Below are 25829 nucleotides of genomic sequence, written 5' to 3' on the forward strand. Positions count from 1 at the left end.
ACCCGTTGGTTCACCCTGAATCAACGGAGGCGGGCCGTTCCTCTTACTCCGCCTCCGGCTGCCCGATCTCGGCCAGGGCGCTGGCGTTGTTCTTGAACGCTGCTGCAAAGGCGGCGCGGTTCTTGGCCATGAAAATACCGGCGTCTTCTGCCTGCTTTTCAGTCAAGCCTTCCACGTTTTTCAACAGGACATCCATCAGAGACTCTGCCAGTTCAAGCATCTGGTCGTGTGCGTCGGCAAGTTTGCGATCCACGAATGTAGTCTCCAAGTCGCGGGTACTGCGATACAGGGTTTCAACAGCCATTTTTTGGCCTCGTCATCAGGGTGCAGTAGTGAAGGGGAGTAGCCCTTGTGTTCGGGTGTTGCCATTACTGTATTTATATACAGCTAAAAGAGTAAGCCAAACCACGGGGGTTTGGGTAGCAGTTTTTTAATGTAGTTGGGAAATGGGGGTTTGCTACAACGGAAATTTCTGACGACACGGCGGGGTTGCCGGGTAATCCTACGGTGACTTATCTTTTTCAGCCCTGCCTATGCAGGGCCGAGTTTGGCGGCTCGATTAAGAAGGAGTATTCATCTGACAAATACTGGAGTCGTCTCATGCCAAAAAAACATTTCAGCTGTGCCGGGCAATTCAATACAGAAACCCCTATCCCGCTCTTCAACGTGACGACCAACGCTGACACAGAAACCTTGCTGGCTAACGCCAGCGAGACCTTGAGCAGTGCGCGTGAAATGGCGAGTACGTTGGCGTTCGACCTTGATGGACCACAGCGAAGTCTGGTGTTAGCTATTCATCAATTGGTGGAAATGAGCGGTTTGTTAGTCGATCGAGTATTGGAGCAGGTCGCGCCGGCCTAAGGTCAACCGAGTACCTGTGGCGAGCGAGCTTGCTCGCGCTGGGCTGCGAAGCAGCCCTTTCCAAGGGCAACCTTGTTGTTTCAGGTAAGCCTCAGTGAATAGTGTTGGGGGCGCTTCGCACCCCAGCGCGAGCAAGCTCGCTCACCACATCAAAAGTGTTTACCGCTAATGAAAACCGAATCACCTGACACCGAAGATTGCTCCTACCTTTATGACCGTTGGTTCCGAGCCAGGGTACAGGCGGCCCTGGATGACCCCAGTCCAGGAATCCCTCATGAACAAGTGATGCGCGAAATGAATGCATTGCTTGCAGCGAAGTGCCCAAAGCAACAAGTCGATTAAGTGCCTCATGTCACCCGGCCACCATCTCATACCCGCCCCTGGCCTTTTTTCTGCATGCAGAACAACCGTCACGTCCAACCCGCATTATCCGGTCGAGTCGACCTAAGGAAGCATCATCGTGAAAATCAACTGGGCCGAAAGGCTGCGCCAGCAAGTACACGGGCTGGCCGAGTCCCTGGGTAACCTGTTCGTCGAGTCGTTCCACTACCTGGCGTTGTTCGCCATTGGTGCGGTGACGGCCTGGGCAGCGGTGATGGAGTTTCTGGGGATGTTGGAGAACGGGCACATCAAGATCGATGACATCTTGCTGCTGTTCATCTACCTGGAATTGGGTGCGATGGTCGGTATTTACTTCAAGACCAACCACATGCCGGTACGCTTCCTGATCTACGTGGCGATCACCGCGTTGACGCGGCTGCTGATCTCCAACGTGTCACACCACAACCCTCCCGATGTGGGAATCATCTACCTGTGCGGTGGGATTCTGCTGTTGGCGTTCGCGATTCTGGTGGTGCGCTACGCCTCGTCGGCCTTCCCGTCGGTGAAGGTCGAAGGCCCGCGCCGCAAGGGCGAGGCGAGCCTGGAAACCGAGAAGGGCGAGCTTTAAAGCCCGACGCTGAACGGCAGGGCGCGGGTTGGCGGTCGATGCAGGACTTTGTGATCGCCATCCGTCATCACCGCCAGGATCTCCATGGCGCTGTGGCCCTGCTCGATGGCAATACCGAACTGAATGCTTTGCACCAGGCGTTTCAGCCGCTTGGGATCATTGCGCTGTTCGGCGCTGATCATGCGCTTGGCCACTACGCCTTGTTCGTTGGAGAGGGTCAGCATGATGCTGCCGTCCAGGCGTTGGATGCTCAAGTTGACGCGGTATTCAGGGGTGAAGGTGTCGGTGATGATCTGAAAAGGATTGTCCATGGTGCGTACCGCCTGATAAGAACATGCAGTCATTGACGACCGGTGTCGGGATTAGTTCGCGTCTCCTGACCATCGGCCACTCCGTCGCTGAGGTTTTCACAAGGTCCGTTTCCCTCTACAGCTGTACAGCAAAGGCCGTGCCGCATAAGGCGCCGAGCCGTTATTGCGGGATATGAAAAAGGCGAACCGAGGTTCGCCTTTTTGTTGGGTGATCTATTTCAGGGCAGTACCGAGAAAACGATCGCAGACAGCGCAATCAACCCGATCACCACTACAAACACATTCGACATCTGGCCCGAATACTGGCGCAGAGATGGCACGCGACGAATGGCATACATCGGCATCAGGAACAGCAGGCACGCGATGATCGGCCCGCCCATGGTTTCAATCATGCCCAGGATGCTTGGATTGAAGGTGGCGACGGCCCAGCAGGTCAGCACCATGAACAGTGCGGTGCAGCGTTCCAGCCATTTGGCCGACATCGAGCGATTGCGCCCGCGCAGGGATTTGACGATCAGGCCCTGGAAACCTTCGCTGGCGCCGATGTAGTGGCCGAGGAAGGATTTGGTGATAGCTACCAGCGCAATCAACGGCGCGGCGTAGGCGATCACTGGCGTCTGGAAGTGGTTGGCCAGGTAGGACAGGATCGAGATGTTCTGCGCCTTGGCTGCCGCCAGGTCGGCCGGCGACAGTGCCAGTACGCAACTGAAGCAGAAGAACATCACGGTCAGCACCATCATGCCGTGGGCCGTGGCCAGGATGCCGCTGCTTTTGCGCTCGGCCTGGGCGCCGTACACGCGTTTCTGGTCGACGGCGAAGGCAGAGATGATCGGCGAATGGTTGAAGGAAAACACCATCACCGGAATCGCCAGCCACAGGGTCTTGAAGAACAGCGGCAGGGGCATGCCATCACCCGCGGAGGCGAAGAATGCACCATTCCAGTTGGGGATCAGGCTGAACGCCAGCAACAGCAGGGCGGCGACGAACGGGTACACCAGCACGCTCATGGCCTTGACGATCACGCCCTGGCCGCATCGTACGATAGCCATCAGGCCAAGAATCAGCACCAGCGACAGGATCGCCCGAGGGGGCGGGGCCATGTGCAGTTGGTGTTCCATGAAGCTGCTCAGGGTGTTGGTCAGTGCCACGCTGTACACCAGCAGGATCGGGAAGATGGCAAAGAAATACAGCAGGGTGATCAGCTTGCCCGCACCGACACCGAAGTGTTCTTCGACCACTTCGGTGATGTCACCGGATTTGCCTGACAGCACAAAGCGCGTCAGCCCACGGTGGGCGAAGAAGGTCATCGGGAAGGCCAGCAGGGCCAGCACGATCAACGGCCAGAAGCCGCCGACGCCGGCATTGATCGGCAGGAACAACGTGCCGGCGCCGATGGCGGTGCCGTAGAGGCCCAGCATCCAGGTGGTGTCGTGTTGGGTCCAGCCGGTGGTCACGGTGGTTGCTGTAGCAGCAGGATTTTCAGCAGCAGGTGTACGTACATCGGTCATCGGTATTGCCTCGTTATTATTTTTGCGCGGGCTCACGTAAGGGGCGGGTAGCAGTGCTCCGATCAGCACTCCACCCAGCTGACCGCCAGGCCGCCCCGTGAAGTTTCTTTGTATTTGTCATGCATGTCGGCGCCGGTATCACGCATGGTGCGGATCACCCGATCGAGGGAAATGAAGTGTTTGCCGTCACCGCGCAGGGCCATTTGCGTGGCGTTGATCGCCTTGACCGCCGCGATGGCATTGCGCTCGATGCACGGCACTTGCACCAGACCACCCACTGGGTCGCAGGTGAGGCCGAGGTTGTGTTCCAGGCCGATTTCGGCGGCGTTTTCCAGTTGCTCTGGAGTAGCGCCCAAAATATCGGCAAGCCCTGCTGCAGCCATGGCGCAGGCCGAACCCACCTCACCCTGGCAGCCGACTTCGGCGCCGGAAATCGAGGCGTTTTTCTTGCAGAGGATGCCGACTGCCGCAGCGGCCAGGAAGAAATTGACCACGTCGTCGTCAGACGCGTCGGCGTTGAACTTCATGTAGTAATGCAGCACCGCCGGGATGATCCCGGCCGCGCCATTGGTCGGTGCGGTGACCATGCGCCCACCGGCTGCGTTTTCTTCGTTGACGGCGAGGGCGAACAGGTTGACCCACTCCATGGCCGACAGGGTCGAGGTGATGACATTCGGTTTGCCGATTTCCAGCAGGCTGCGGTGCAATTTCGCCGCGCGGCGCGGTACGTCCAGACCGCCCGGCAAGATGCCTTCATCGCGCAGGCCTTGCTCCACGCATTCACGCATTACCGACCAGATGTGCAACAGGCCATTGCGGATGTCGGCATCGCTGCGCCACGCGCGTTCGTTGGCCATCATCAGCTCGGAAACCCGCAGGCCGTGCTTGTTGCACAAGGCCAGTAGTTCTACGGCGCTGGAAAAGTCGTAGGGCAATTCCACATCGCTGGTCGGCGCAATGCCCGAGGCCGCTTCCGCCGCTTCGATGATGAAACCGCCGCCTATGGAGTAATAGGTTTGCTCGCTCAGCAGGCCGTTTTCGCCGTAGGCGTGCAGGGACATGGCGTTCGGGTGGTAGGGCAGGCTTTCGTCCAGCAGTAGGAGATCGTGCTTCCAGTTGAAGGCAATGTCCTGCTGACCTGCGAGAAGCAGTCGGCCGGATTCGCGCAGTTGCTGGATGCGTGCGTTGATCGAGGTGGGGTCGACCCGGTCCGGCCATTCGCCCATCAGGCCCATCACGCAGGCGCGGTCGGTGGCATGGCCGACGCCGGTGGCGGACAGCGAACCGTACAGGCGCACTTCTACACGGCGAGCGTCGCTCAGCAGGTGTTGGTCGATCAGGGCCTGGGCAAAGGTCGCCGCCGCCCGCATCGGACCGACGGTGTGGGAGCTGGAAGGGCCGATGCCCACTTTGAATAGATCGAAAACACTGATAGCCATGCTAAAGCCTTACAAGCAATGGAGTAGAAATCGCTGCCATGTTTTGTAGAGCGAGCGGAATTGGCGCGATACTGAGCCTCTGGATCGGCACTGACCAACGAATTATCCTAAGACACCCTTTAGCAGGACTAAACACTATGACCCGGCCCATTCATGGCCAGACGTATGTCTGGCTGCACGTTTTTTCCTGTGCTGCGCGGCATTTGTCGTTCACCCGCTGCGCCGAGGAACTGCACATCACGCCGGGCGCGGTAAGCCAGCAGATCCGCCAGTTGGAGGAGCGCTTGGGATTCCGCTTGTTTCATCGGCGCGCGCGGGGGGTGGAGCTGAGTGCAGAGGGACAGCGATTGGCGACAACGGTGGGCGAGGCCTATGGCAGCATCGCCGCGGAGTTGCAGCGCCTGGACGCGGGAATGATCAGCGGGACCCTGCGCCTGCGCTCGATCCCATCGTTTCTCGGCAAGTGGCTGACCCCGCGCCTGCCGCGTTTGCAGCAGCGCTTTCCGGATATCCAGTTGCGTATGGTCGCCGAAGACAGCAGCATCGCCCTGCATGAGGGGGACTTCGACCTGGCCATCGACTTGAACGACGGCAGCTACCCTGGCCTGTTGTCCACGGCCTTGCTGGACGAACAGATTTTCCCCGTTTGCGCCCCGAGCCTGCTGCGCGGCCGGCCACCGCTGCATGGCCCCGCTGACCTGGTGCATTTCCCACTGCTGCACGACATCACCGCCTGGCGTGGGAGTTATGAGTACGCCGAGTGGGAGTTTTACCTGAATGCTATCGGCTATCACGACGCCGATGTACGGCGCGGGCACACCTTCAACCGCAACCACCTGACCATCGAAGCCGCCATCGCCGGCATGGGCGTGGCCATTGCGCGGCGCACCTTGCTCAACGATGAGTTGGAGCGCGGCACCTTGATCGTGCCCTTCGGCTTGGCCGTGCCTAACCACAAACGTTACGTGTTGCTGTATGCGCCAGGCGCACTGAGCCATCCGGGCGTACGCGCGGTGCACGATTGGTTAGTTGAAGAAGCAGAGGTTTTCCGCGGATTGCACCCGTTGGGAGAGGGGCAATTGTGAGGCTGGCGGGGCGTAAGAAGATGTAACTAACTCCCCACCCTAACAGCGTTTTTGCTCGTAGTCAGACTTAATTTGTAATGTGGGATTTATCTTTGCAAAGGGGTTGAATTGTTCTGCTGACTGCTCAATTGTGTAATCAAGAGGTCATGGTTTCACCGACCCGGTGTTGCAGTTGTGACCTCTCGCGAGCTAGCTGAAATAAGGGAAGAACTATGCAAATCCAAGTCAATAGCGATAACCATATTGAAAGCAGCATCCGACTGGAGGAGTGGGTACGTACGACCATTGAGAGCACGCTCGAACGTTACGAAGAAGACCTGACCCGAGTGGAGGTCTACCTGCGGGATGAGAACGGCGACAAGCCCGGTCCCCACGATTTAAGTTGCCGCCTGGAAGCGCGGCCAAAAGGCCATCAACCGCTGTCCGTGCTGCACAAAGCCGATACCCTGGAACAGGCGATCGACGGTGCGGCGACCAAGCTGGACCATGCGTTGGAGCATTTGTTCGGCAAACTGCAAGGCAAGCCACGCGCTGCCGGGAAAAACCAGCCGACCACCAAAGTCAACGAAGATGAGCTTGAGCAGGAGTTTCTGGAAAAAGAACGCGCCGTGTTTAACGGCTGATAGCTTTCTCACGCTCCACTAAAAACGGGCCTGCATTTGCAGGCCCGTTTTCGTTTGGGTGGCGTTAGAACGCAATGGAGGTCTGCACGTAGACCGTGCGGGGTTCGCCCACGTATTTACCCTTATTGTTATCGTCGAACGAGCGGGTGAAATACTGAGTGTTGAAGATGTTTTTTACACCCACTGCCACATTCAAATCCGACAGTTGCGGGCCGAAGTCATAGGCCGCACGGCTGCTGAACAGCATGTAGCCAGGGATGCGTCCGTTGGCGCCGTTGGCGGTTTCCTTCTCGGTGTTGGCGTTGTCGGCGAACTGGCTGCTCTGGTAGCTGCTGTCCAGGTTGAGTTTCCAGCGGCCTTCGGTGTAACCCACGCCAAGGGTGCCTTTGTGCTTGGACGAGAAGGGCACGCGATTGCCTTTGTTCGGGCCGTCTTCGCGGATGGTCGCGTCGACGTAGGCGTAAGTGGCGTACACATCGAAGCCAGCCAGGGCCGGGCTCAAACCATCGAGCGCGTAGTTGACGCTGGTCTCGATACCCTGGTGGCGGGTTTCGCCACGGGCAATCACCGAGTCGTTGGTCTGGTTGCTTTCGTACTGGTTGTCGAAGTTGATCAGGAATGCGCCGATTTCCGCACGCAAGGTGCCGTCGTCGTAGCGGGTACCGAGTTCCCAGGTGCGGGCTTTTTCCGGTTTCACTTCGCCGCTGGTCACGCGGTTCGGCATCTGGCTGTACTGCACGCTGCCGAACGAACCTTCGGTGTTGGCGTAAAGGTTCCAGCTGTCGCTGAGGTGGTACAGCACGTTCAGTGCCGGCAGCGCGGTGTTGTAGTCGCCTTTGTATTTGACGTTGGTCAGGTTGTTGGTCTGCTGGGACTCGATCATCTCGTAGCGAACGCCCGGCGTGATGGTCCACTTGCCGATATCGATCCGGTCATCAATGAAGAACGCATTGGCTTCGGTGCCACCACGGGTGTCGCGGTCGTTGCGGCTGTCGGTGGTGGGAATCTGCTGGTTGGCGGCAATCGGCGTGCGGTAGCGCAGTTCGTGGCCGGCCTCGTTGATGTAGCGGTAGCCGACGCCGACTTCGTGGCTGGTTGGGCCCAGGTCGAAACCTTGGGCGAAGCGGGTCTCGATGCCACGCACCCAGTATTCACGCGGGGACAGCGAAAGGAACGTGCCCTGGTCCAGGTAACCGCTGCGCAAGGTCTTGGTGAAGAAGCTGTTCACGGTGAACTCGCGGCGGTCCTGCTCATAGCGATAGCCGACGTTGAACATCGTACGTCGGCCCCAGAATTTGTCGTAGGGGCGGGTGGACTGGTAGGGATCCGCCTTGTAGTCCGCGACGTTCAAGCCCCCCGGCATATCGGCCTGGCCTTCGTAGTACTGCGCCATGGCGTTGAAGCTGTTGGCGTCATCCAGTTGGTATTTACCCTTGAGGATCAGGTCGTCGATACGCGTATTGCTGTTTTCGCGCCAGTCGCCGCCACGGGTGCCGGAGTACAGAATCGCCCCGCCCAGGCCGTTGTCAGCCGTGCCGCCGGCCAGCAAGTTGCCGGTGGTCTTGAAGCCGTCGTGGCTGGAGGATGGGCTGGTTTCGGTCTGCAAGCCGCCTTTGACCGTCGGTGCATCCGGGATCGCGCGGGTCACGAAGTTGACCACGCCGCCGACGTTCTGCGGGCCGTAGCGCACCGCACCGCCGCCGCGCACTACGTCGACCGCGTCCATGTTGCCCATGCTGATCGGCGCAAAGGATAGTTGCGGCTGGCCGTAGGGCGCGAACGGCACCGGGATGCCATCCATCAGCACGGTGGAGCGCGACGCCAGGCGCGGGTTGAGGCCACGAATGCCAAAGTTCAGTGCCATGTCGTGGCTGCCAGTGCCGTTGTTGTCCGGGGCGTTCACGCCGGGAATGCGGTTGAGCACGTCCTTGGCCTGGGTGGCGCCCTGGCGTTCGAATTCTTCACGGCGGATCACATCGCGGGCGCCGGGGTGTTCGAACACATTGGTCTGCGCTGCGTCGCCCAGCCAGTCGCCGACCACGCTGGAGGTGCCCAACTCAATGCTGGCCGGTGCTGTGGCCGGTTGCAGGCTGTAGGCATTGTCGCCTTCGGCACGGGCTTGCAGGCCGGTGCCTTCCAGCAGTTTCTGCAGGCCGTCCGCAGCGCCGTAGTTGCCGGACAAACCACGGCTCTGCATACCCGCCGTGACTTCGGAGCCGAAGGAGATCAACACGCCAGCTTCGCGGCCAAACTGGTTCAGTGCAGCTTCCAGCGACGTCGGGGCGATGTGAAAGGGCTTGGCGTCAGCTGCCATCACCGGGGGCAGCACGGTCAGACTGAGGCTAACGCCGAGTAGGAGTTGGCGCACGGTGCGGGCAAGAAGCGTCGGTTGCTGGGGCATGAAGAGCGGTCCTGAGAAGGAAGGATCAAGGTGGCTTTCCTTCTCTGTCACGCGAGGGGTGGAAAACGGCTCACTGTTTTTTGAATTAATTTCAGGCGCGTGCCTGCACGGTCACCCAGTAGTGGGTAAAGCGCCGCACCTTCACCGGCAGGCTCACTTCCAGCAGGTCGAGAATGCGTTCGCTGTCATCCAGCGGGTAGCTGCCGGAGATCAGCAGGTTGGCTACCTGTGGGTCGCAATTGACCTGGCCACGGCGATAACGGCCGAGTTCGCCTAGGAAATCTTCCAGGCGCATGTGGGCAGCAACCAGCATGCCGTCGGCCCAGGCGCCGCTGTTGGCGTCGGTGGGGCGCGGGGTGTCCCAGCCTTTGCGGGTGAAGTTGACCTGGTGCGCGGCCTGGACGCTCAGCGGCAGGCCGGTGTAGGTGTTGGGCATGACGTCGACGCGGCCGTCGAGCACGGCCAATTGCGTGTGATCGTTGAATTGTCGCACGTTCATGCGCGCCGCCTGGCTGGTGAGCAGGCCCTGGCCGGTCAGCACCTGCAATGGCGTGCTGCCTGTAATACCCGTCAGCAGAATCTCACCTTCAAGCAGGCGGATCAGGCGTTGCTGGCCATCAAAATGCACATCCACCGCGCTGCCGGTGTTGAGCTGCAACTGGCTGCCATCGGCCAATTGCACCTTTCGTCGCTGGCCAACGGGACTGCGATAGTCGGCGGTCAGCGGCGGCAAAATATGCTGTTGGCGCAGGCTCCAGGCGGCAGCGGAACCGGCGCCGAGGATCAACAGCAACTTCAGCGCCTGACGACGGCTGGTGGAGGTTGGCGCATTCAACGCCGCATGGGCCAGGGGCGACGGCATGCCGCGCAGGCGCTGGTTGACGCGCTGCATGTGGTCCCAGGCACGCTGGTGTTCGCTGTGGGCATTCAGCCACTGTTGCCAGGCGGCTTGCTGGCGTGGGTTGAGCGCGCCTTGCTGCATTTCCATCAGCCAGTGCACGGCTTGTTCGGCGACTTGGGTGGAAAAGTTCATAGGGCGAAGTAGCAGCGCATAGCCGCTTTGCTCAGGTGGCGTTTGACGGTGGCGATGGAAATACCCAGTTCAGTGCCGATTTGTGCGTAGGTCAGGCCATCGAGTTGGGCCAGCAGGAACGCACGCTTGACCTGGATCGGCAGGCCGTCGAGCAGTTGGTCCAACTCCACCAGGGTTTGCAGGATGATTGCGCGTTCTTCTTCCGACGGTGCCACGTGCTCGGGCATCTGCGCCAAGGCGTCGAGGTAGGCGCGCTCCAGGTCCTGGCGGCGGTAGAAGTTGAAGAGCACACGCTTGGCGACTGTGGTGAGGAACGCGCGCGGTTCGATCAGCGTGGGTGTTTCCCGCGCGGTAAGCACGCGGATGAAGGTGTCCTGGGCCAGGTCGGCAGCGTTTTCCGGGCAGCCGAGCTTGCGTCGCAACCAGCCGGTGAGCCAGTGGTGATGGTCGTTGTACAACACTTCGACGGTATTGGACGGGCTCAACGCGGACACTCCACAAGCATCGCCATGCTTTAGAGAACAAGAATTGTTCGTATTGTAGGGCTCGCGACGGGCTTCGGCAATCCGTCAGGGAAGGTCTTTCATCCGTTCTGTTTTGCTTATGAGAATATTTATCATTAATATTGCGGCTTGATGAACCTGGCGCCTCCCGCATGAAAAGCAAAACCTCGCTGCCTGTCTCCTATCGCCTCGCCGTCACCTCGCGCGTGCTGGCTGCCGTGGTGGGCGGCTATCTGATGGCTTCCCTGGCCAGCATCTGCCTGGCGCTGTGGATGCCGACGTCCCGCGCTGACGCAGTGATCACTGGGATGATGAGTTCGTTCGTGTTCTACCTGCTGGCCGTGCTCTGGTGTTTCGCTTGCCGCAGCGCCGCGCGCGCCTGGTTTGGCGTGATGCTGCCAAGCGCGGTATTTGCCACCCTGGCGGGTGTGGGCTTCTGGATGGCACGCACATGAAAGAGGGCTTTCGCCAGGCCATGGCCTGGTTGCACACCTGGGCGGGGCTGATCTTTGGCTGGCTGCTGTTTGCGATTTTCCTGACGGGCACCTTGGCGTATTTCAAGGATGAGATCAGCCATTGGATGCAGCCTGAAGTGCAGGCCCGCCCCCTGGACGATGCGCGCAGCCTGACGGTCGCCCAGACCTATCTGCAGCAAGTTGCGCCGACCGCCGCACGCTGGTTTATCACCCTGCCGGACAGCCGTGACCCCGGCCTGTCGGTGATGTGGCAAGACAAGGTCGACCCCGGCAAACGCGGCAACTTCATCCAGAAAACCCTCGACCCCGTCACCGGCCAGGCCGTGCAAGCCCGTGAAAGCATGGGCGGCGATTTCTTCTATCGTTTCCACTTCCAGCTGCAAATGCCCCATCCTTGGGGCCGCTGGCTGTCGACCATCGCCGCGATGGTGATGTTCATCGCCTTGATCACCGGCATCATCACCCACAAGAAAATCTTCAAGGACTTCTTCACCTTCCGCCCCCGCAAGGGCCAGCGCTCCTGGCTCGACGGGCACAACGCGGTCGGCGTGCTGGTGTTGCCCTTCCATCTGATGATCACCTACAGCAGCCTGGTGATCTTTATGAGCATGGTGATGCCGGCGCCGATCCTGGCTTCCTATGGGGGAGACACCCGAGCGTTCTTCAGCGAAGTGTTCCCGAATACCAACAACGCGCCGGCAACGGGTCAGCCAGGCACATTGCTGCCGCTGATGCCGATGTACGAGCAAGCGCGGGCGCAATGGGCCGGTGGTCATGTGGGGCGCGTGGCCGTGAATAACCCCAGTGATGTGAACGCCTCGGTCAATGTGTTCCGCGCGGGTTCCGACAGCGTGGTGCATGATTTTGGCAGCACCGTGTCCTTCAACGGCACCACCGGCGAGCTGGTGCGGGTCAGTGGCGGGCAGTCGTTGCCTTCTGCTATCGGCGGTACTTTCTATGGCCTGCACATGGGCCACTTCGCCGGTCCGGTGTTGCGCTGGTTGTACTTTATCTGTGGCCTGGCGGGCACGGCGATGATTGGCTCCGGGCTGGTGATCTGGCTCGGCAAGCGCCAGCTCAAACATGCCAAGGCTGCGGTCATGCCGTTTGAGTTGCGCTTGGTGGAAGTGTTGAACATCGCCAGCATGTCCGGGTTGATGATCGCCATTGCGGCGTTTTTCTGGGCTAACCGTTTGTTGCCGGTGAGCTTTGCCGAGCGTTCCGATTGGGAAGTGCAAACCTTCTTTATCGCCTGGGGGCTGAGCCTGTTGCACGCCCTGCTGCGTCGCGGTCGCCAGGGCTGGGTCGAGCAACTGAGCTTCGGCGCGTTGCTGTTTATCGCGATCCCGCTGCTCAATGCACTGACGACTTCGCATCACCTGGGCGTTTCGCTGGCAACCGGCGACTGGGCCATGGCTGGCTTCGACTTGACCTGTCTGGCCAGTGGCGTTTTCCTCGGCTGGGCCGCCTGGAAGATGCAGCGTCGCACCGCGCCTGCGCCTAAAGCAGAGCACGCACGCCCCCTGGCGCTGAAGCAGGAGGCGAACTGAATGCTGCTCGCGCTGCTGATGTGCTACGCCGGGTTCACCGCACTGTGCCTGTCCACTGACCGTCACCACGGCGAGTTGCTGCACAGCAAACCCTCGCCCCGTCGGCGCTTGGGTTTGCGGGTGATCGGCTGGTTGCTGCTGGTGGTGTCGATCTGGCCAGCAGTGGATGTCGCCGGTTGGGGCCAGGGCCTGGTGGAGTGGTGCGCCGTGCTGATGCTCAGCGCATTGCTGCTGGTGCTGTTGTTGCCGTACCGGCCAAGGCTGGCCTTGATCCTGGCGGGTGTCGGCCTGCTCGCCAGCCCCGTTGCAGCCTTCGCCACCCTCTGAGCCCGTCCATGATGATCAGCACGCCCCCCGAATCCCAGGACAGCCCGCACGCTGACGCGGCGGGTGGACGTGCGCATTTCCTGCAGGTGTTCTTGTCCCAGCGTTCGCAGATGGAAGCCCTGGTGAATCGCCGCGTGGGCTGTCGCGCCACGGCGGCCGACCTGGTGCAGGATCTGTTCCTGCGTTTCTGGCGCCGGCCCTTGGTGCAGGTCGAGGAGCTCAGCACTTACCTGCTGCGTTGCGCCGGCAACATCGCCATCGACCACCTGCGCAGCGAAGGCGCACGGGTGCGTAGCAGTGAAGGCTGGCTGCCTGAACAGCAAGACAACCAAGGCTCCGAACCCCAGGCGGCACTGGAAGCCGGCAATGACCTGCGCCATGTCGAAGCTGCCTTGCGCAGCCTGCCGGAGCGTACGCGGCAGATTTTCCTGCTCAACCGCATCCACGGCCGCAAGTACGCAGAAATCGCCAAGGCCATGGGCCTGTCCCAAAGTGCCGTGGAAAAACATATGATGCGTGCCCTCGAAGCCTGCAAAGCCAGCCTTCGCGAACCATCGCCAGGGAAAGCACCGTGAACGTCACTCCTACGCCCGCCCAGGAACAAGCCGCACTGGCCTGGCTGAGCCTGCTGCATGACCAGCCCAGCAGTGGCGACCAGGCCACTTTCAGCCAGTGGTTGCGGGCAGATCCGGCGCACGTTGAGGCCTACTCCCAGGCCCAGGTGTTGTGGGAGTTGAGCGAAGTGCCAGCGCGCAAGCTGGCGGACGAAGATTCGTTGGTGTTGCAGGGCTACCTCAATGCCATGAACGCCCCGAAACGCTCGCGGGTGGCGCGTTGGTCCGGCGCCTTGGCGATGGCTGCGTGCCTGCTGTTGATGGTGTCCATGGGCGCCGGCTGGCAGCCGTCACGCTGGATCGATGACTTCGGTGCCGACTACGTGACCGCGCCGGGCGAAGTCAAAACCGTCACGCTGGCGGATAATTCCCAAGTCACCCTCGATGCCGACAGTGCCATTGCCGTGGATTTCAACCATGGCGAACGGCACATCCAGCTGCGTCGAGGCGCCGGTTTTTTCAGCGTGACCCACACCGGGCAATCCTTTGTGGTGGAGGCGGGCAGTGGTGAAGCGCGGGTGCTGGGGACGCAATTCGAAGTGCGCCTGCAACCGGCAGGCGCTCAGGTGACGGTGTTGTCCGGACGGGTTGGCGTGACGCCGTCCAAGCAAGGTGCGCAGCAAATTCTTACGGCGGGACAGCAAGTGGCCTACGTAGACGGTGTTGCTGACCCTCTGCACGCGGTGGACAGCGAATCACGCCTGGCCTGGCGCGACGGTTGGCTCAATTACTACAAGGCGCCGTTGGTGGACGTGGTCAAGGACCTGGAGCGTTACTACCCAGGCCGCATTCTGTTGCTCAACGAAGAGATGGGCGCCAAGCGCGTCAGCGGCAGTTTCCCGAGCAAGGACCCGCAGGCGGTGTTGAATGCCTTGCAGTCCGTGCTTGGCTTTGAGCTGCACACAGTATTGGGACGGATGATCGTAGTGCGCTGATTATTTCAGCGCCGCCATGATCTTCTCGGGGTTGTAATCGCGAATCAGCGTGCCGTTCACGTCCACGAACGGAATTCCGCCGCCGCCCAACGCTTCATACGCCTTGCGCGCCTGGGCATCCTTCTCGATATCGACCGCCTGGTAGGGAATGCCTTTCTGGTCCAGAAAGCGGCGGATCTGCTTGCAGTAACCGCACCACTCGGTGGAATAAAGCACCACCCGCGCTGAAGCGCGGGTTTGTTCCGATACCACTTGGGACGGGTTGAACACCCGCTCGATCTTGCCCCAGTTCTGGATCACCACCACGACCAGCAACACCAGCAGGACTTTCTTGAAAACCCCGCCGAGCATCAGTTACGGCGCTTGAGCTGATCAGTCAGTTGAGTCGGCAGACCCTTGATGATCAAGGTGCCGGCAGCTTCGTCGTACTCGATCTTGTCGCCCAGCAGGTGCGCTTCAAAGCTGATGGACAAGCCCTCGGCGCGGCCGGTGAAGCGGCGGAATTGGTTGAGGGTGCGCTTGTCCGCCGGGATTTCCGGCGACAGGCCGTAGTCCTTGTTGCGGATGTGGTCGTAGAACGCCTTAGGCCGATCTTCATCGATCAACCCCGAGAGTTCTTCCAGGCCCATCGGCTCGCCGAGCTTGGCCTGGCTGCTGGCGTAGTCCACCAGGGTCTTGGTTTTCTCCCGGGCGGATTCGTCCGGCAGGTCTTCGCTTTCGACAAAGTCACTGAAGGCCTTGAGCAAGGTGCGGGTCTCGCCCGGGCCGTCGACACCTTCCTGGCAGCCGATGAAGTCGCGGAAGTATTCCGAGACCTTCTTGCCGTTCTTGCCCTTGATAAATGAGATGTACTGCTTGGACTGCTTGTTGTTCTGCCACTCTGACACGTTGATGCGTGCCGCCAGGTGCAATTGACCGAGGTCCAGGTGGCGCGACGGGGTCACGTCCAGCTCGTCGGTCACCGCCACGCCTTCGCTGTGGTGTAGCAGGGCGATGGCCAGGTAATCGGTCATGCCTTGCTGGTAGTGGGCGAACAGCACATGGCCGCCGGTGGAGAGGTTGGACTCCTCCATCAGCTTCTGCAGATGCTCGACCGCCGTACGGCTGAAGGTGGTGAAATCCTGACCACCGTCGAAATACTCCTTCAACCAGCCGCTGAACGGGTGCGCGCCGGACTCGGCATGGAAGAAACCCCAGGCCTTGCCTTGTTTGGCGTTATAGCTCTCGTTGAGGTCGGCAAGCATGTTCTCGATGGCGGCCGACTCGGCAAGCTCGGAGTCGCGGGCGTGGAGAACTGCAGGTGTGCCGTCGGGTTTTTTGTCGATCAGGTGGACGATGCAATGACGGATCGGCATAGGCTTCTCGGCTGGTTGAGCGGGGAGCGGTGGGCCTCCCCGAAAAGTGGCCAAGTGTACCGCACCATTGGCCGAGACGGGCTTCGAAGGGTGTTTTGGGCGCCGTCCGACGGGCCATATGCCTTTTTTTCACGGTTTAGAGCGATAAAGCTGACCAAATGGGTAGGTAGAAGCGGATATTTCCCCGTCTCTGTGCTAGTTTTGCCCCGTCTTACGCCAAGTCTCGGCGATAAGCGTGCATTCAGCATCTGTCAGGTCGAACCAATCCCCGTTTCAAGCATCTATAACCCCGATCTCCGTGGTTATAGCCGGGGGTGCCAGGCCTAGACGGTCGGGCTCGACGGCTGACACTGCACTCTGCAATCCATATGAATTTGATAGGGAAGGAACACCACAATGGCTATTACTAAAGACCAACTGATCGCTGACCTGGCTGAAGCAGTAGACGCACCGAAAACCACCGTGCGCGCTCTGCTGGACCAACTGAGCCAAGTTGTTGCTGACCAGCTGGAAAACGGCGGCGAAATCACTCTGCCAGGCGTTGGCAAACTGAAAGTGACCGAGCGTCCTGCCCGTACTGGCCGTAACCCTTCGACTGGCGCTGCCATCGAAATCGCTGCCAAGAAAGTTATCAAGCTGGTTGTGGCCAAAGGCCTGACCGACGCTGTTAACAAGTAAGACGCAGCAAAAAAACCGTGCTCCGGAGCGATCCGGGCACGGTTTTTTGTTGCCTGCGATTTGTAAAGGCACTTGAATGGTTTTTACCGGCTGGCACCTGCTTTTGTGGTGAGCGGGCTTGCCCCGCGTTGGGTGGCGAAGCCGCCCCAAAGTCTGCAATGAGGTTAGGCTGGAGAAATGCGGTGCCCGATGTGGGGCTGCTTCGCAGCCCAGCGCGGGGCAAGCCCGCTCACTACAGAAAGTGGCCCCAACAGTGATTCAGTCGCGAACCCAGCGCTGGCGCCAGATCTGTTGCTCGTTCTTGGTCTGGAAGGTCCAGGCCACGAAGCGGCTTTGCTTCTGGCCCTGGGACATTTCCACGACCTGGCTTTCCAGGACACCGGCCTTTTTCAGGGCGGTCTCGATCGCGGGCAAGTTCGATGCTTTTGACACCAGGGTGCTGAACCACAACACCTTGTGGGAAAAATGCGCGCTCTCGGCGATCAACTGCGTCACAAAGCGCGCTTCACCGCCTTCACACCACAGCTCGGCCGATTGGCCACCAAAGTTCAGCACCGGCAACTTGCGCTTTGGATCGGCCTTGCCCAGGGCGCGCCACTTGCGTTCGCTGCCCTTGGTGGCTTCCTCCATGGACGCATGGAACGGCGGGTTGCACATCGTCAGGTCAAAACGCTCGCCCGGCTCCAGCAGGCCCAGCAGGATCTGCTTGGGGTTGGTTTGCTGGCGCAGATGGATGACCTTGCTCAGGTCATTGGACTGCACGATGGCCTTGGCGGCGGCCACGGCGATAGGGTCGACTTCCGAGCCCAGGAAATTCCAGCGGTATTCCATATAGCCAATCAGCGGATAGACGCAGTTGGCGCCCATGCCGATGTCCAGTACCTTGACGATAGAACCGCGCGGGATCTTGCCATCGTTGGTGCTGGCCAGCAGGTCAGCCAGGAAGTGTACGTAGTCCGCACGCCCCGGTACCGGTGGGCACAGGTAGTCCTGCGGGATGTCCCAGTGCTGGATGCCATAGAAGGCTTTCAGCAGCGCTCGGTTGAACACCCGCACCGCATCCGGGCTGGCGAAGTCGATACTTTCCTTGCCGTACGGGTTGATGATCACGAATTTCGCCAATTCCGGCGTGGTCTTGATCAGCGCCGGGAAGTCGTAACGGCCTGTGTGGCGGTTGCGTGGGTGCAGGGTCGCCTCTTTACGCGGCGCGACGGGCTTGGCCGTGGCGGCGGTTTTGGGCTTCTTGCGTGGAGGCTTGGGCGTGCTGGGGGCGGTCATGATGATTCTGGTGTTGGCTCAAAGTGGTGGGCATTGTCCCACATTCTCCGGCGACTTACGGCAGGCATAAAAAAAGAGACCCGAAGGTCTCTTTTTTCACACGGTTTACACCTTACAGGCTGGAAATCCGCGCATGTTGCTCTGCCAGCTTGCCCAGGGCCTGTTCAGCCTCGGCCAGCTTGGCACGTTCTTTCTCGATCACTTCAGCCGGTGCCTTGTCGACGAAGGCCGCGTTGGACAGCTTGCCGCCCACGCGTTGCACTTCGCCTTGCAGGCGGCCGATTTCCTTGTCGAGACGCGCCAGTTCGGCATCTTTGTCGATCAAGCCGGCCATCGGCACCAGCACTTCCATTTCGCCAACCAGTGCGGTGGCGGACAGCGGTGCTTCTGCGCCGGGCGCCAATACGGTGATCGACTCCAGCTTCGCCAACTTCTTGAGCAGCGCATCGTTCTCGGTAAGACGACGCTGGTCTTCAGCGCTGGCGTTCTTCACAAACACCGCCAATGGCTTACCCGGCCCGATGTTCATCTCGGCACGAATGTTACGCGTGCCCATCATCAGGGTCTTGAGCCATTCGATATCGCTTTCGGCGGCCTCATCAATGCGTGCTTCGTTGGCCACCGGCCAAGGTTGAAGCATGATGGTCTTGCCTTCGATACCGGCCAGCGGCGCGATGCGCTGCCAGATTTCTTCGGTGATGAATGGCATGAACGGGTGCGCCAGACGCAGCGCCACTTCCAGTACGCGCACCAGGGTGCGACGAGTGCCGCGCTGGCGTTCGATTGGCGAATTTTCGTCCCAAAGCACGGGCTTGGACAGTTCCAGGTACCAGTCGCAATACTGGTTCCAGATGAACTCATACAAAGCCTGTGCGGCCAGGTCGAAACGGAACTGGTCGAGTTGGCGGGTCACTTCGGCTTCGGTGCGTTGCAACTGCGAAATGATCCAGCGGTCGGCCAGGCTCAGTTCGAAAGCTTCGCCGTTCTGGCCGCAGTCTTCGCCCTTGTCCAGCACGTAGCGCGCCGCGTTCCAGATCTTGTTGCAGAAGTTGCGATAGCCTTCGACGCGGCCCATGTCGAACTTGATGTCGCGACCGGTGGACGCCAGCGAGCAGAAGGTGAAGCGCAGGGCGTCGGTGCCGTAGCTGGCAATGCCATCGGCGAATTCGTCGCGGGTCTGCTTCTCGATCTTCTTCGCCAGTTTTGGCTGCATCAGGCCCGAGGTGCGTTTTTGCACCAGGGTTTCCAGGTCGATGCCGTCGATGATGTCCAGTGGGTCCAGGACGTTGCCCTTGGACTTGGACATTTTCTGGCCCTGGCCATCACGCACCAGACCGTGCACGTACACGGTCTTGAACGGTACTTGCGGCGTGCCATCCTCGTTCTTCACCAAGTGCATGGTCAGCATGATCATCCGGGCAACCCAGAAGAAAATGATGTCGAAGCCGGTGACCAGCACGTCGGTGGAGTGGAATTTCTTCAGGAATTCGGTCTGCTGCGGCCAGCCCAGGGTGGAGAAGGTCCACAGGCCCGAGCTGAACCAGGTATCCAGTACGTCGTTGTCCTGTTGCAGCGCAACGTCGGCACCGAGGTTGTGCTTGGCGCGCACTTCGGCTTCGTCGCGGCCTACATAGACCTTGCCCGACTCGTCGTACCAGGCCGGAATGCGGTGGCCCCACCACAGCTGACGGCTGATGCACCAATCCTGGATGTCACGCATCCACGAGAAATACATGTTTTCGTACTGTTTCGGCACGAATTGGATGCGGCCATCTTCCACGGCGGCGATGGCAGGTTCTGCCAACGGCTTGGTGGACACGTACCATTGGTCGGTCAACCACGGCTCGATCACGGTGCCGGAGCGGTCGCCCTTCGGCACCTTCAGGCCGTGGTCGTCAACGCTCACCAGCAAACCGGCAGCGTCGAAGGCGGCCACGATCTGCTTGCGTGCTTCGAAACGGTCAAGGCCGGCGTATTCAGCCGGGATCTTGCCGTCGATGCTCTCGTTCAGCGTGCCGTCCAGGTTAAACACCTGGCAGGCTGGCAGTACGGCGGCGTTTTTGTCGAAGATATTCAGCAGCGGCAGGTTGTGGCGCTTGCCGACTTCATAGTCGTTGAAATCGTGGGCCGGGGTGATTTTCACGCAGCCGGTGCCGAATTCAGGGTCGCAGTAGTCGTCCGCGATAATCGGGATGCGGCGGCCGACCAATGGCAGCTCGACGAACTTGCCAATCAGCGCCTGGTAGCGCTCGTCGTTCGGGTTAACCGCGACAGCGGCATCGCCGAGCATGGTTTCCGGACGGGTGGTGGCGACGATCAGGTAGTCGTTGCCTTCAGCGGTCTTGGCGCCATCGGCCAGCGGGTACTTGAGGTTCCACAGGAAACCTTTCTCGTCGTGGTTTTCCACTTCGAGGTCGGAAATTGCAGTGTGCAGCTTGGTGTCCCAGTTGACCAGGCGCTTGCCGCGGTAGATCAGGCCGTCTTCATGCAGGCGCACGAAGGCTTCTTTCACGGCTTCCGACAGACCGTCGTCCATGGTGAAGCGCTCGCGGCTCCAGTCAACGGACGAGCCCAGGCGCCGGATCTGACGGCTGATGTTACCGCCGGACTGGTCTTTCCATTCCCAGATCTTTTCCAGGAATTTCTCGCGGCCCAGGTCATGACGGCTCTGGCCGGTGGCTTCGAGTTGGCGTTCCACCAGCATCTGGGTGGCGATACCGGCGTGGTCGGTACCCGGTTGCCACAGAGTGTTGCGGCCCTGCATGCGGCGGAAACGGATCAACGCATCCATGATCGCATTATTGAAGCCATGGCCCATGTGCAGGCTGCCAGTGACGTTCGGTGGCGGAATCATGATGGTGTAGGAATCGCCCGCGCCTTGCGGGGCGAAATAATTCTCGGATTCCCAGGTGTTGTACCAGGAAGTTTCGATGGCGTGCGGCTGGTAGGTCTTATCCATGCGCGGCGGGACCCTAGTTGGCATTTATTCAGGAAAGCCGGCAAGTATAACGGGGGATAGGGGAGAGGGGTAGGAGCGAGCAAAATCGCTCCTGATAGGACTTATGACTGGTATTGGCTCAACAACCGCTCCATCCGCGCATCCAGCCGACGCTTGATCTCGGTCTCGATATGCGGGGCAAAGTCGTCGATCACGTCTTGCATGATCAACTGCGCGGCTGCGCGCAGTTCGTTGTCCAGATGCAGCAGCAAGGCGTCTGGCCCTTTTTCAGCAGCGGCAGGTTCGACGGTGGGGGCTACCGCAACCGGCTCCGGCGCGACGGGTTTGCCGCCGACCATGTCGAACAACAGCGGAATCTGTACCTCGCCCTCGACCGTCTCGGTCAACAGCGGCGGTTGCAAGTCATCATCACCGAGCAACTGACGGATCGACTCCAGGTCGTCCAGCAGGTGGTCGTCTTTTTTTATAGGGTTGGGATTGTCCATCATGTACTCAAAGTCGTTGTAGCCGGTGATCTTGCAGAGGATAGCCCTGTTCGCGGTAGAAACGGAAACTCTCCCGCGCGGCCTGACGAATCGCCGGGTCTTCCACCACCACTTCCGCCACACGGGCGAAGGCCTTGGCGAACGGCGGTACTTTCAGGTCCAGGTTGACCAGCAGGTCCTGGTGATCGCCACAACTGTCGCCTAAACCCAGGACAACCAGGCCGTCGGGTTCGGACTCGGCGGGGCCGTGAGGCACGAAACTTTCGCCCTTGAAGCGCCACAGTCGGGCATCCAGCTCGTCGCGTTGGGCGGCATCGCTGCAATGCAGGTAGATGCGGTGGCCCATGCGCCAGGCTTTTTCGGTGAGTTTGCAGGCAAAGTCCAGGCGCGCGAGCGGGTCGGCGCTGGGCAATATATAGAAGTCGACTTGGGTCATTGCGGTTCCTGAGGCCGGGGCGGTGAGACAATCACCACCCCGGCGTCTTCAGTTTCAGGCCTTGGCCCGATCCAGCAGGTACTGGGTCAGCAGGGGAACTGGACGGCCGGTTGCGCCCTTGTCCTTGCCGCCACTGGTCCAGGCCGTGCCGGCGATGTCCAGGTGTGCCCAGTTGAAGTTCTTGGCAAAGCGCGACAGGAAGCAGGCCGCAGTGATGGTGCCGGCTTTCGGGCCGCCGATGTTGGCGATGTCGGCGAACGGGCTGTCCAGCTGCTCTTGGTACTCATCGAACAGCGGCAGTTGCCAGGCTCGGTCGTCGGCAGCTTTACCGGCGCTGAGCAGTTGCTCGATCAGCTCATCGCTGTTGCCCAGCAGGCCCGACGTGTGCGAACCCAGGGCGACGATGCAGGCGCCGGTCAGGGTCGCGATGTCGATCACCGCCTGTGGCTTGAAACGCTCGGCGTAGGTCAGGGCATCGCACAGCACCAGGCGGCCTTCGGCGTCGGTGTTGAGGATTTCGACGGTCTGGCCGCTCAGGGTAGTGACGATGTCGCCAGGACGGGTCGCGCCGCCGCTCGGCATGTTCTCGGCGCACGCCAGGATGCACACCAGGTTGATCGGCAGCTTGAGTTCCAGCACGGCGCGCAGGGTGCCGAACACGCTGGCGGCGCCGCCCATGTCGTACTTCATTTCGTCCATGCCCAAGCCCGGCTTGAGGCTGATGCCGCCGGTGTCAAAGGTGATGCCTTTGCCGACCAGGGCGTAAGGCTTCTCGGACTTCTTGCCGCCGTTGTATTGCATCACGATCAGGCGTGGCGGCTGGTCGCTGCCCTGGCCCACGGCATAGAACGAGCCCATGCCCAGTTCCTTGATCTTCTTCTCGTCCAGCACTTCGACCTTCAGGCCCTTGAACTCTTTGCCCAGCGCCTTGGCTTGTTCGCCGAGGAACGTCGGGTGGCAGATGTTCGGCGGCAGGTTGCCCAGGTCACGGGTAAACGACATGCCGTTGGCGATGGCGGTCGCGTGGGTTACGGCGCGCTCAACTTCAGCCTGGGCGGCCTTGATGGTCAGCAGGGTGATTTTCTTCAGGGCGCGGGGTTCGGCCTTGGTGCTCTTGAACTGGTCGAAAAGGTAGCCGCCGTCCACCAGGCTCTCGGCCAGCAGGCGGGTCTTGCCGTAGCTGTCACGGCCTTTGACCACGACTTCATCGAGTGCCAGCGCGGCGTCAGTGCCGCCCAGGCCCTTGAGGGTGGTGAGGATGCCGCTGACGATTTTGCGGAACGGACGGTCGCCCAGTTCAGCGTCCTTGCCCACGCCTACCAGCAATACGCGGTCGGCTTTCAGGTTGGGCAGGCTCTGCAACAGTAGGCTCTGGCCGACTTTGCCGGCCAGGTCGCCGCGCTTGAGCACTGCGCTGATGGCGCCGCCGCTGAGTTCGTCGAGTTGCTTGGCGGCTACGCCGAGCTTGCGGCCTTCGCCGATGGCGACCACGAGGGTGGCGGTTTTCAACGTTTCGGGGCTAACGCTTTTTACAACCAATTCCATTTTCGGGTCCCTTATAAAGGTCGGTTAGCCAGGAGTCTGTACTCCGGCTTTAATACCAGGCAGCTGTGTAAACCGCCGGCGACAAAGGCCGCAGTTTGAACCTCGCCAGCGGAGCCTGACAACCCTTGTCACCCGCTTTGTGCTCGTGCATGAGCAAGCTCCGTGACAGGCGCGGTCAATCACAGGATAATGCGCCATCTTTTTAGCCGGCCCGTGCAAGCGGGCTGACTCGGTATGCTTGCTTGTTTGGCCGCCTTAGCCTGACAACCCTGGAGTGTCTGGTTTGATCGTCTTCCGTTATCTGTCCCGCGAAGTCCTGTTGACCCTGAGTGCCGTGAGTGCGGTGTTGCTGGTCATCATCATGAGTGGTCGTTTCGTCAAATACCTGGCCCAGGCTGCCTCCGGCGCACTGGATCCGGGCTCGCTGTTCCTGATCATGGGCTTTCGCCTGCCGGGCTTCCTGCAGTTGATCCTGCCGCTCGGCCTGTTCCTCGGGATCCTGCTGGCCTACGGCCGGCTGTACCTCGAAAGCGAAATGACCGTGCTCTCGGCCACCGGCATGAGCCAACAGCGCCTGTTGGGCATGACCATGATCCCGGCCGCCGGCGTCGCGCTGATCGTCGCCTGGTTGAGCCTGAGCCTGGCCCCCCAGGGCGCCATGCAGTTCCAACTGGTACTGAATAAACAGGACGCGATGACCGAGTTCGACACCCTCGAGCCGGGCCGCTTCCAGGCGCTCAATGACGGTTCACGGGTGACCTACACCGAAACCCTGACCGACGATCGCGCCAACCTGGGCGGCGTGTTCATCTCCGAGAAGCGCCTGGGCCAGGACAAGAAGGACCGGGGCATTTCCGTGTTGGTGGCCGATTCCGGTCGCCAGGAAGTGCGTCCTGACGGCAGTCGCTACCTGATCCTGGAAAATGGCTATCGCTACGATGGCAGCCCGGGCATGGCCGATTACCGTGCGATCAAATACGACACCTATGGCGTGATGCTGGCCCGTCCGGATATCAGAGACGAAGTCACCGACCGCGACGCCATCCCGACCACCGAGCTGTTCGGCAGCAAGGAGCTGCGCTCGATTGCCGAGCTGCAATGGCGGATTTCCCTGCCGCTGCTGGTGTTTATCGTGACCTTGATGGCGGTGCCGCTGTCGCGCGTCAACCCGCGTCAGGGCCGCTTCCTCAAGCTGTTGCCGGCGATCCTGCTGTACATGGCTTATCTCACCATCCTGATTTCCGCCCGTGGTTCCCTGGAGAAGGGCAAGCTGTCGCCAACCCTGGGCCTGTGGTGGGTGCACGGGATCTTCCTGGTGATTGGCCTGGGCCTGCTCTATTGGGAACCGATCCGTTTGAAAATGATGAGCCGTCGTGGCCAGAAGGAGTTGGCTCGTGGCTAAGCTCGATCGCTACATTGGTAGCAGCGTACTGATCGCCATTCTGGCGGTGTTGGGCATCATCCTCGGCTTGGCGTCGTTGTTCGCCTTCATCGATGAAGTGGGTAACGTCACCGACACCTACACCGTCTGGGACGTGCTGAGCTACGTGGCCCTCACCGCGCCGCGCCGCCTCTACGACATGATGCCGATGGCTGCTCTGATCGGCTGCCTGATCGGCCTGGGCAGCCTGGCCAGCAACAGCGAACTGACCATCATGCGCGCCGCTGGCGTGTCCATCGGTCGTATCGTCTGGGCGGTCATGAAGCCCATGCTGCTGCTGATGGCGTGCAGCGTGCTGATCGGTGAATACGTGGCGCCGCCGGCCGAAACCACGGCCCAGGCCAATCGTGCCCTGGCCCAGGGTTCGGGCGACGCACAAAGCTCCAAGCACGGCCTGTGGCACCGCCAGGGCGATGAATTCATCCACATCAACGCCGTGCAGCCGGGTGGCCTGTTGATTGGTGTGACGCGTTACACCTTTGACAAAGAACGCCATCTGCTGTCGTCGAGTTTCGCCAAACGTGCGCAATACAGTGGCGAAAAGTGGCAGCTGAGCGACATTACCACTACGTATTTCCGCAACATCGACAAAGGCTCCAACGCCAGCACCGAAGTGATCAATGTGCCGAGCGAAGAGTGGGACATCGCCCTTAAGCCGCAATTGCTCAATACCGTGGTGATGATCCCGGAAAGCCTGCCGATCTCCGGGCTGTGGGGTTACATCCACTACTTGAAGGACCAGGGCCTGAACAACGGCCGCTACTGGCTGGCATTTTGGGTCAAGGTGTTGCAACCGGTGGTGACGGCCGCGTTGGTGCTGATGGCGATTTCCTTCATCTTTGGCCCATTGCGTTCCGTGACCCTGGGTCAGCGCGTATTCACCGGCGTGCTGGTGGGCTTCACCTTCCGCATCGCCCAGGACCTGCTCGGCCCGTCGAGCCTGGTGTTCGGCTTCTCGCCGCTGTTTGCGGTGCTGGTGCCCACGGCCATCTGTGCCCTGGCCGGCTTCTGGCTACTGCGCCGGGCCGGTTGATTGC

General features: G+C 60.6%; 27 protein-coding genes. 13 read left to right on the forward strand and 14 right to left on the reverse strand.

Annotated features, from left to right (window positions below):
- Positions 1 to 43: 43 nt before the first annotated feature.
- Positions 44 to 304 carry a YebG family protein gene (locus tag OZ428_RS06475; protein ID WP_016978245.1) on the reverse strand — a complete coding sequence of 87 codons (261 nt, stop codon included), beginning with the start codon at positions 302 to 304 and terminating at the stop codon, positions 44 to 46.
- Between the two features lie 296 nt (positions 305 to 600).
- On the opposite strand from OZ428_RS06475, the gene OZ428_RS06480 reads away from it, so the two are divergent.
- The 3 genes from OZ428_RS06480 (at position 601) to OZ428_RS06490 (ending at position 1810) form a co-directional block, all read left to right on the forward strand.
- Positions 601 to 861, forward strand: a complete 261-nt coding sequence (locus tag OZ428_RS06480; protein ID WP_269132916.1) for a DUF6124 family protein — start codon at positions 601 to 603, stop codon at positions 859 to 861.
- A gap of 168 nt (positions 862 to 1029) precedes the next feature.
- The gene (gene relB / locus OZ428_RS06485; RefSeq protein ID WP_269132917.1) at positions 1030 to 1203 is read left to right on the forward strand and encodes a type II toxin-antitoxin system RelB family antitoxin; all 174 of its coding nucleotides are present in this window, start codon (positions 1030 to 1032) and stop codon (positions 1201 to 1203) included.
- A gap of 118 nt (positions 1204 to 1321) precedes the next feature.
- Positions 1322 to 1810 carry a phosphate-starvation-inducible protein PsiE gene (locus OZ428_RS06490; protein ID WP_016978246.1) on the forward strand — a complete coding sequence of 163 codons (489 nt, stop codon included), beginning with the start codon at positions 1322 to 1324 and terminating at the stop codon, positions 1808 to 1810.
- Here OZ428_RS06490 and OZ428_RS06495 read toward each other — a convergent pair.
- The 3 genes from OZ428_RS06495 to OZ428_RS06505 form a co-directional block, all read right to left on the reverse strand.
- Positions 1807 to 2121 (reverse strand): DUF3509 domain-containing protein, encoded by a 315-nt coding sequence (locus OZ428_RS06495; protein ID WP_016978247.1) that lies wholly within the window; start codon positions 2119 to 2121, stop codon positions 1807 to 1809. The two genes, OZ428_RS06490 and OZ428_RS06495, sit on opposite strands and share 4 nt — an antisense overlap.
- A 218-nt stretch (positions 2122 to 2339) precedes the next feature.
- Positions 2340 to 3629, reverse strand: coding sequence for a serine/threonine transporter (locus OZ428_RS06500; RefSeq protein WP_269132918.1), 1290 nt, complete (start codon positions 3627 to 3629; stop codon positions 2340 to 2342).
- A 62-nt stretch (positions 3630 to 3691) separates the two neighbouring features.
- Positions 3692 to 5068, reverse strand: coding sequence for an L-serine ammonia-lyase (locus tag OZ428_RS06505; protein ID WP_269132919.1), 1377 nt, complete (start codon positions 5066 to 5068; stop codon positions 3692 to 3694).
- Between the two features lie 137 nt (positions 5069 to 5205).
- Here OZ428_RS06505 and OZ428_RS06510 point away from each other — a divergent pair, with 137 nt between their 5' ends.
- Entirely contained in the window at positions 5206 to 6153 is a 948-nt protein-coding gene (locus OZ428_RS06510) for a LysR substrate-binding domain-containing protein (protein ID WP_269132920.1), read from the forward strand.
- Between the two features lie 212 nt (positions 6154 to 6365).
- Positions 6366 to 6776 carry an HPF/RaiA family ribosome-associated protein gene (locus OZ428_RS06515; RefSeq protein WP_016978251.1) on the forward strand — a complete coding sequence of 137 codons (411 nt, stop codon included), beginning with the start codon at positions 6366 to 6368 and terminating at the stop codon, positions 6774 to 6776.
- Between the two features lie 64 nt (positions 6777 to 6840).
- On the opposite strand, the gene fecA is transcribed toward OZ428_RS06515, so the two are convergent.
- The 3 genes from fecA to OZ428_RS06530 form a co-directional block, all read right to left on the reverse strand.
- Positions 6841 to 9177 carry a TonB-dependent Fe(3+) dicitrate receptor FecA gene (gene fecA / locus OZ428_RS06520; RefSeq protein ID WP_269132921.1) on the reverse strand — a complete coding sequence of 779 codons (2337 nt, stop codon included), beginning with the start codon at positions 9175 to 9177 and terminating at the stop codon, positions 6841 to 6843.
- Positions 9178 to 9268: 91 nt separating this feature from the next.
- Entirely contained in the window at positions 9269 to 10210 is a 942-nt protein-coding gene (locus tag OZ428_RS06525; RefSeq protein ID WP_269132922.1) for a FecR domain-containing protein, read from the reverse strand.
- Positions 10207 to 10695, reverse strand: coding sequence for a sigma-70 family RNA polymerase sigma factor (locus OZ428_RS06530; protein ID WP_269132923.1), 489 nt, complete (start codon positions 10693 to 10695; stop codon positions 10207 to 10209). The genes OZ428_RS06525 and OZ428_RS06530 overlap by 4 nt, the downstream gene beginning before the upstream one ends.
- A 170-nt stretch (positions 10696 to 10865) precedes the next feature.
- Here OZ428_RS06530 and OZ428_RS06535 point away from each other — a divergent pair, with 170 nt between their 5' ends.
- Genes OZ428_RS06535 through OZ428_RS06555 form a run of 5 tightly spaced genes read left to right on the forward strand, consistent with a single transcriptional unit; the run spans position 10866 to position 14615 of the window.
- The gene (locus OZ428_RS06535; protein WP_025999879.1) at positions 10866 to 11168 is read left to right on the forward strand and encodes a DUF3649 domain-containing protein; all 303 of its coding nucleotides are present in this window, start codon (positions 10866 to 10868) and stop codon (positions 11166 to 11168) included.
- Positions 11165 to 12739, forward strand: coding sequence for a PepSY-associated TM helix domain-containing protein (locus OZ428_RS06540; RefSeq protein ID WP_269132924.1), 1575 nt, complete (start codon positions 11165 to 11167; stop codon positions 12737 to 12739). Before OZ428_RS06535 ends, OZ428_RS06540 begins: the two co-directional genes overlap by 4 nt.
- The gene (locus tag OZ428_RS06545; protein WP_095014821.1) at positions 12740 to 13066 is read left to right on the forward strand and encodes a DUF3325 domain-containing protein; all 327 of its coding nucleotides are present in this window, start codon (positions 12740 to 12742) and stop codon (positions 13064 to 13066) included.
- 8 nt (positions 13067 to 13074) lie between these two features.
- Positions 13075 to 13641 carry an RNA polymerase sigma factor gene (locus tag OZ428_RS06550; protein ID WP_269132925.1) on the forward strand — a complete coding sequence of 189 codons (567 nt, stop codon included), beginning with the start codon at positions 13075 to 13077 and terminating at the stop codon, positions 13639 to 13641.
- A complete protein-coding gene (locus tag OZ428_RS06555) occupies positions 13638 to 14615 on the forward strand; it encodes a FecR family protein (RefSeq protein ID WP_269132926.1) in 978 nt (325 codons plus the stop codon). The genes OZ428_RS06550 and OZ428_RS06555 overlap by 4 nt, the downstream gene beginning before the upstream one ends.
- Here the strand turns inward: OZ428_RS06555 and OZ428_RS06560 are convergent, their stop codons facing one another.
- Together OZ428_RS06560 and yejK are read right to left on the reverse strand one after the other, a co-directional pair.
- Positions 14616 to 14966 carry a glutaredoxin family protein gene (locus OZ428_RS06560; RefSeq protein WP_269132927.1) on the reverse strand — a complete coding sequence of 117 codons (351 nt, stop codon included), beginning with the start codon at positions 14964 to 14966 and terminating at the stop codon, positions 14616 to 14618.
- Positions 14966 to 15970: a nucleoid-associated protein YejK gene (gene yejK, locus OZ428_RS06565; RefSeq protein ID WP_010212893.1), complete on the reverse strand. Its 1005-nt coding sequence runs from the start codon at positions 15968 to 15970 to the stop codon at positions 14966 to 14968. The genes OZ428_RS06560 and yejK overlap by 1 nt, the downstream gene beginning before the upstream one ends.
- 396 nt (positions 15971 to 16366) lie before the next feature.
- On the opposite strand from yejK, the gene OZ428_RS06570 reads away from it, so the two are divergent.
- A complete protein-coding gene (locus tag OZ428_RS06570; protein WP_003188840.1) occupies positions 16367 to 16648 on the forward strand; it encodes an HU family DNA-binding protein in 282 nt (93 codons plus the stop codon).
- Positions 16649 to 16906: 258 nt separating this feature from the next.
- On the opposite strand, the gene rlmF is transcribed toward OZ428_RS06570, so the two are convergent.
- The 5 genes from rlmF to OZ428_RS06595 form a co-directional block, all read right to left on the reverse strand.
- Complete coding sequence (rlmF, locus tag OZ428_RS06575; protein ID WP_269132928.1) at positions 16907 to 17926, reverse strand: 23S rRNA (adenine(1618)-N(6))-methyltransferase RlmF; 1020 nt, start codon at positions 17924 to 17926, stop codon at positions 16907 to 16909.
- 112 nt (positions 17927 to 18038) lie between these two features.
- Entirely contained in the window at positions 18039 to 20885 is a 2847-nt protein-coding gene (locus OZ428_RS06580) for a valine--tRNA ligase (RefSeq protein ID WP_269132929.1), read from the reverse strand.
- Between the two features lie 101 nt (positions 20886 to 20986).
- Positions 20987 to 21370, reverse strand: coding sequence for a DNA polymerase III subunit chi (locus OZ428_RS06585; protein WP_133074555.1), 384 nt, complete (start codon positions 21368 to 21370; stop codon positions 20987 to 20989).
- A gap of 7 nt (positions 21371 to 21377) precedes the next feature.
- Positions 21378 to 21806, reverse strand: coding sequence for a DNA polymerase III subunit chi (locus OZ428_RS06590; protein WP_033902453.1), 429 nt, complete (start codon positions 21804 to 21806; stop codon positions 21378 to 21380).
- Positions 21807 to 21860: 54 nt separating this feature from the next.
- Positions 21861 to 23351 (reverse strand): leucyl aminopeptidase, encoded by a 1491-nt coding sequence (locus tag OZ428_RS06595; RefSeq protein WP_033902452.1) that lies wholly within the window; start codon positions 23349 to 23351, stop codon positions 21861 to 21863.
- Positions 23352 to 23634: 283 nt separating this feature from the next.
- Between OZ428_RS06595 and lptF the strand changes: the two genes are divergently transcribed.
- The gene (gene lptF / locus OZ428_RS06600; RefSeq protein WP_269132930.1) at positions 23635 to 24753 is read left to right on the forward strand and encodes an LPS export ABC transporter permease LptF; all 1119 of its coding nucleotides are present in this window, start codon (positions 23635 to 23637) and stop codon (positions 24751 to 24753) included.
- The gene (lptG, locus tag OZ428_RS06605; RefSeq protein WP_033902451.1) at positions 24746 to 25825 is read left to right on the forward strand and encodes an LPS export ABC transporter permease LptG; all 1080 of its coding nucleotides are present in this window, start codon (positions 24746 to 24748) and stop codon (positions 25823 to 25825) included. The genes lptF and lptG overlap by 8 nt, the downstream gene beginning before the upstream one ends.
- Positions 25826 to 25829: the final 4 nt, after the last annotated feature.

The organism is Pseudomonas sp. GXZC (assembly GCF_026967615.1).
Classification (GTDB): Bacteria; Pseudomonadota; Gammaproteobacteria; order Pseudomonadales; family Pseudomonadaceae; genus Aquipseudomonas; species Aquipseudomonas azotoformans_A.

Bases quoted from the DNA above. Each gene is read 5' to 3' on its own strand.
- OZ428_RS06475 (WP_016978245.1), bottom strand. From the start codon at position 304: ATGGCTGTTGAAACCCTGTATCGCAGTACCCGCGACTTGGAGACTACA.
- OZ428_RS06480 (WP_269132916.1), top strand. From the start codon at position 601: ATGCCAAAAAAACATTTCAGCTGTGCCGGGCAATTCAATACAGAAACC.
- relB (WP_269132917.1), top strand. From the start codon at position 1,030: ATGAAAACCGAATCACCTGACACCGAAGATTGCTCCTACCTTTATGAC.
- OZ428_RS06495 (WP_016978247.1), bottom strand. From the start codon at position 2,121: ATGGACAATCCTTTTCAGATCATCACCGACACCTTCACCCCTGAATAC.
- OZ428_RS06500 (WP_269132918.1), bottom strand. From the start codon at position 3,629: ATGACCGATGTACGTACACCTGCTGCTGAAAATCCTGCTGCTACAGCA.
- OZ428_RS06505 (WP_269132919.1), bottom strand. From the start codon at position 5,068: ATGGCTATCAGTGTTTTCGATCTATTCAAAGTGGGCATCGGCCCTTCC.
- OZ428_RS06510 (WP_269132920.1), top strand. From the start codon at position 5,206: ATGACCCGGCCCATTCATGGCCAGACGTATGTCTGGCTGCACGTTTTT.
- OZ428_RS06515 (WP_016978251.1), top strand. From the start codon at position 6,366: ATGCAAATCCAAGTCAATAGCGATAACCATATTGAAAGCAGCATCCGA.
- fecA (WP_269132921.1), bottom strand. From the start codon at position 9,177: ATGCCCCAGCAACCGACGCTTCTTGCCCGCACCGTGCGCCAACTCCTA.
- OZ428_RS06525 (WP_269132922.1), bottom strand. From the start codon at position 10,210: ATGAACTTTTCCACCCAAGTCGCCGAACAAGCCGTGCACTGGCTGATG.
- OZ428_RS06535 (WP_025999879.1), top strand. From the start codon at position 10,866: ATGAAAAGCAAAACCTCGCTGCCTGTCTCCTATCGCCTCGCCGTCACC.
- OZ428_RS06540 (WP_269132924.1), top strand. From the start codon at position 11,165: ATGAAAGAGGGCTTTCGCCAGGCCATGGCCTGGTTGCACACCTGGGCG.
- OZ428_RS06545 (WP_095014821.1), top strand. From the start codon at position 12,740: ATGCTGCTCGCGCTGCTGATGTGCTACGCCGGGTTCACCGCACTGTGC.
- OZ428_RS06550 (WP_269132925.1), top strand. From the start codon at position 13,075: ATGATGATCAGCACGCCCCCCGAATCCCAGGACAGCCCGCACGCTGAC.
- OZ428_RS06560 (WP_269132927.1), bottom strand. From the start codon at position 14,966: ATGCTCGGCGGGGTTTTCAAGAAAGTCCTGCTGGTGTTGCTGGTCGTG.
- yejK (WP_010212893.1), bottom strand. From the start codon at position 15,970: ATGCCGATCCGTCATTGCATCGTCCACCTGATCGACAAAAAACCCGAC.
- OZ428_RS06570 (WP_003188840.1), top strand. From the start codon at position 16,367: ATGGCTATTACTAAAGACCAACTGATCGCTGACCTGGCTGAAGCAGTA.
- rlmF (WP_269132928.1), bottom strand. From the start codon at position 17,926: ATGACCGCCCCCAGCACGCCCAAGCCTCCACGCAAGAAGCCCAAAACC.
- OZ428_RS06580 (WP_269132929.1), bottom strand. From the start codon at position 20,885: ATGGATAAGACCTACCAGCCGCACGCCATCGAAACTTCCTGGTACAAC.
- OZ428_RS06585 (WP_133074555.1), bottom strand. From the start codon at position 21,370: ATGGACAATCCCAACCCTATAAAAAAAGACGACCACCTGCTGGACGAC.
- OZ428_RS06590 (WP_033902453.1), bottom strand. From the start codon at position 21,806: ATGACCCAAGTCGACTTCTATATATTGCCCAGCGCCGACCCGCTCGCG.
- OZ428_RS06595 (WP_033902452.1), bottom strand. From the start codon at position 23,351: ATGGAATTGGTTGTAAAAAGCGTTAGCCCCGAAACGTTGAAAACCGCC.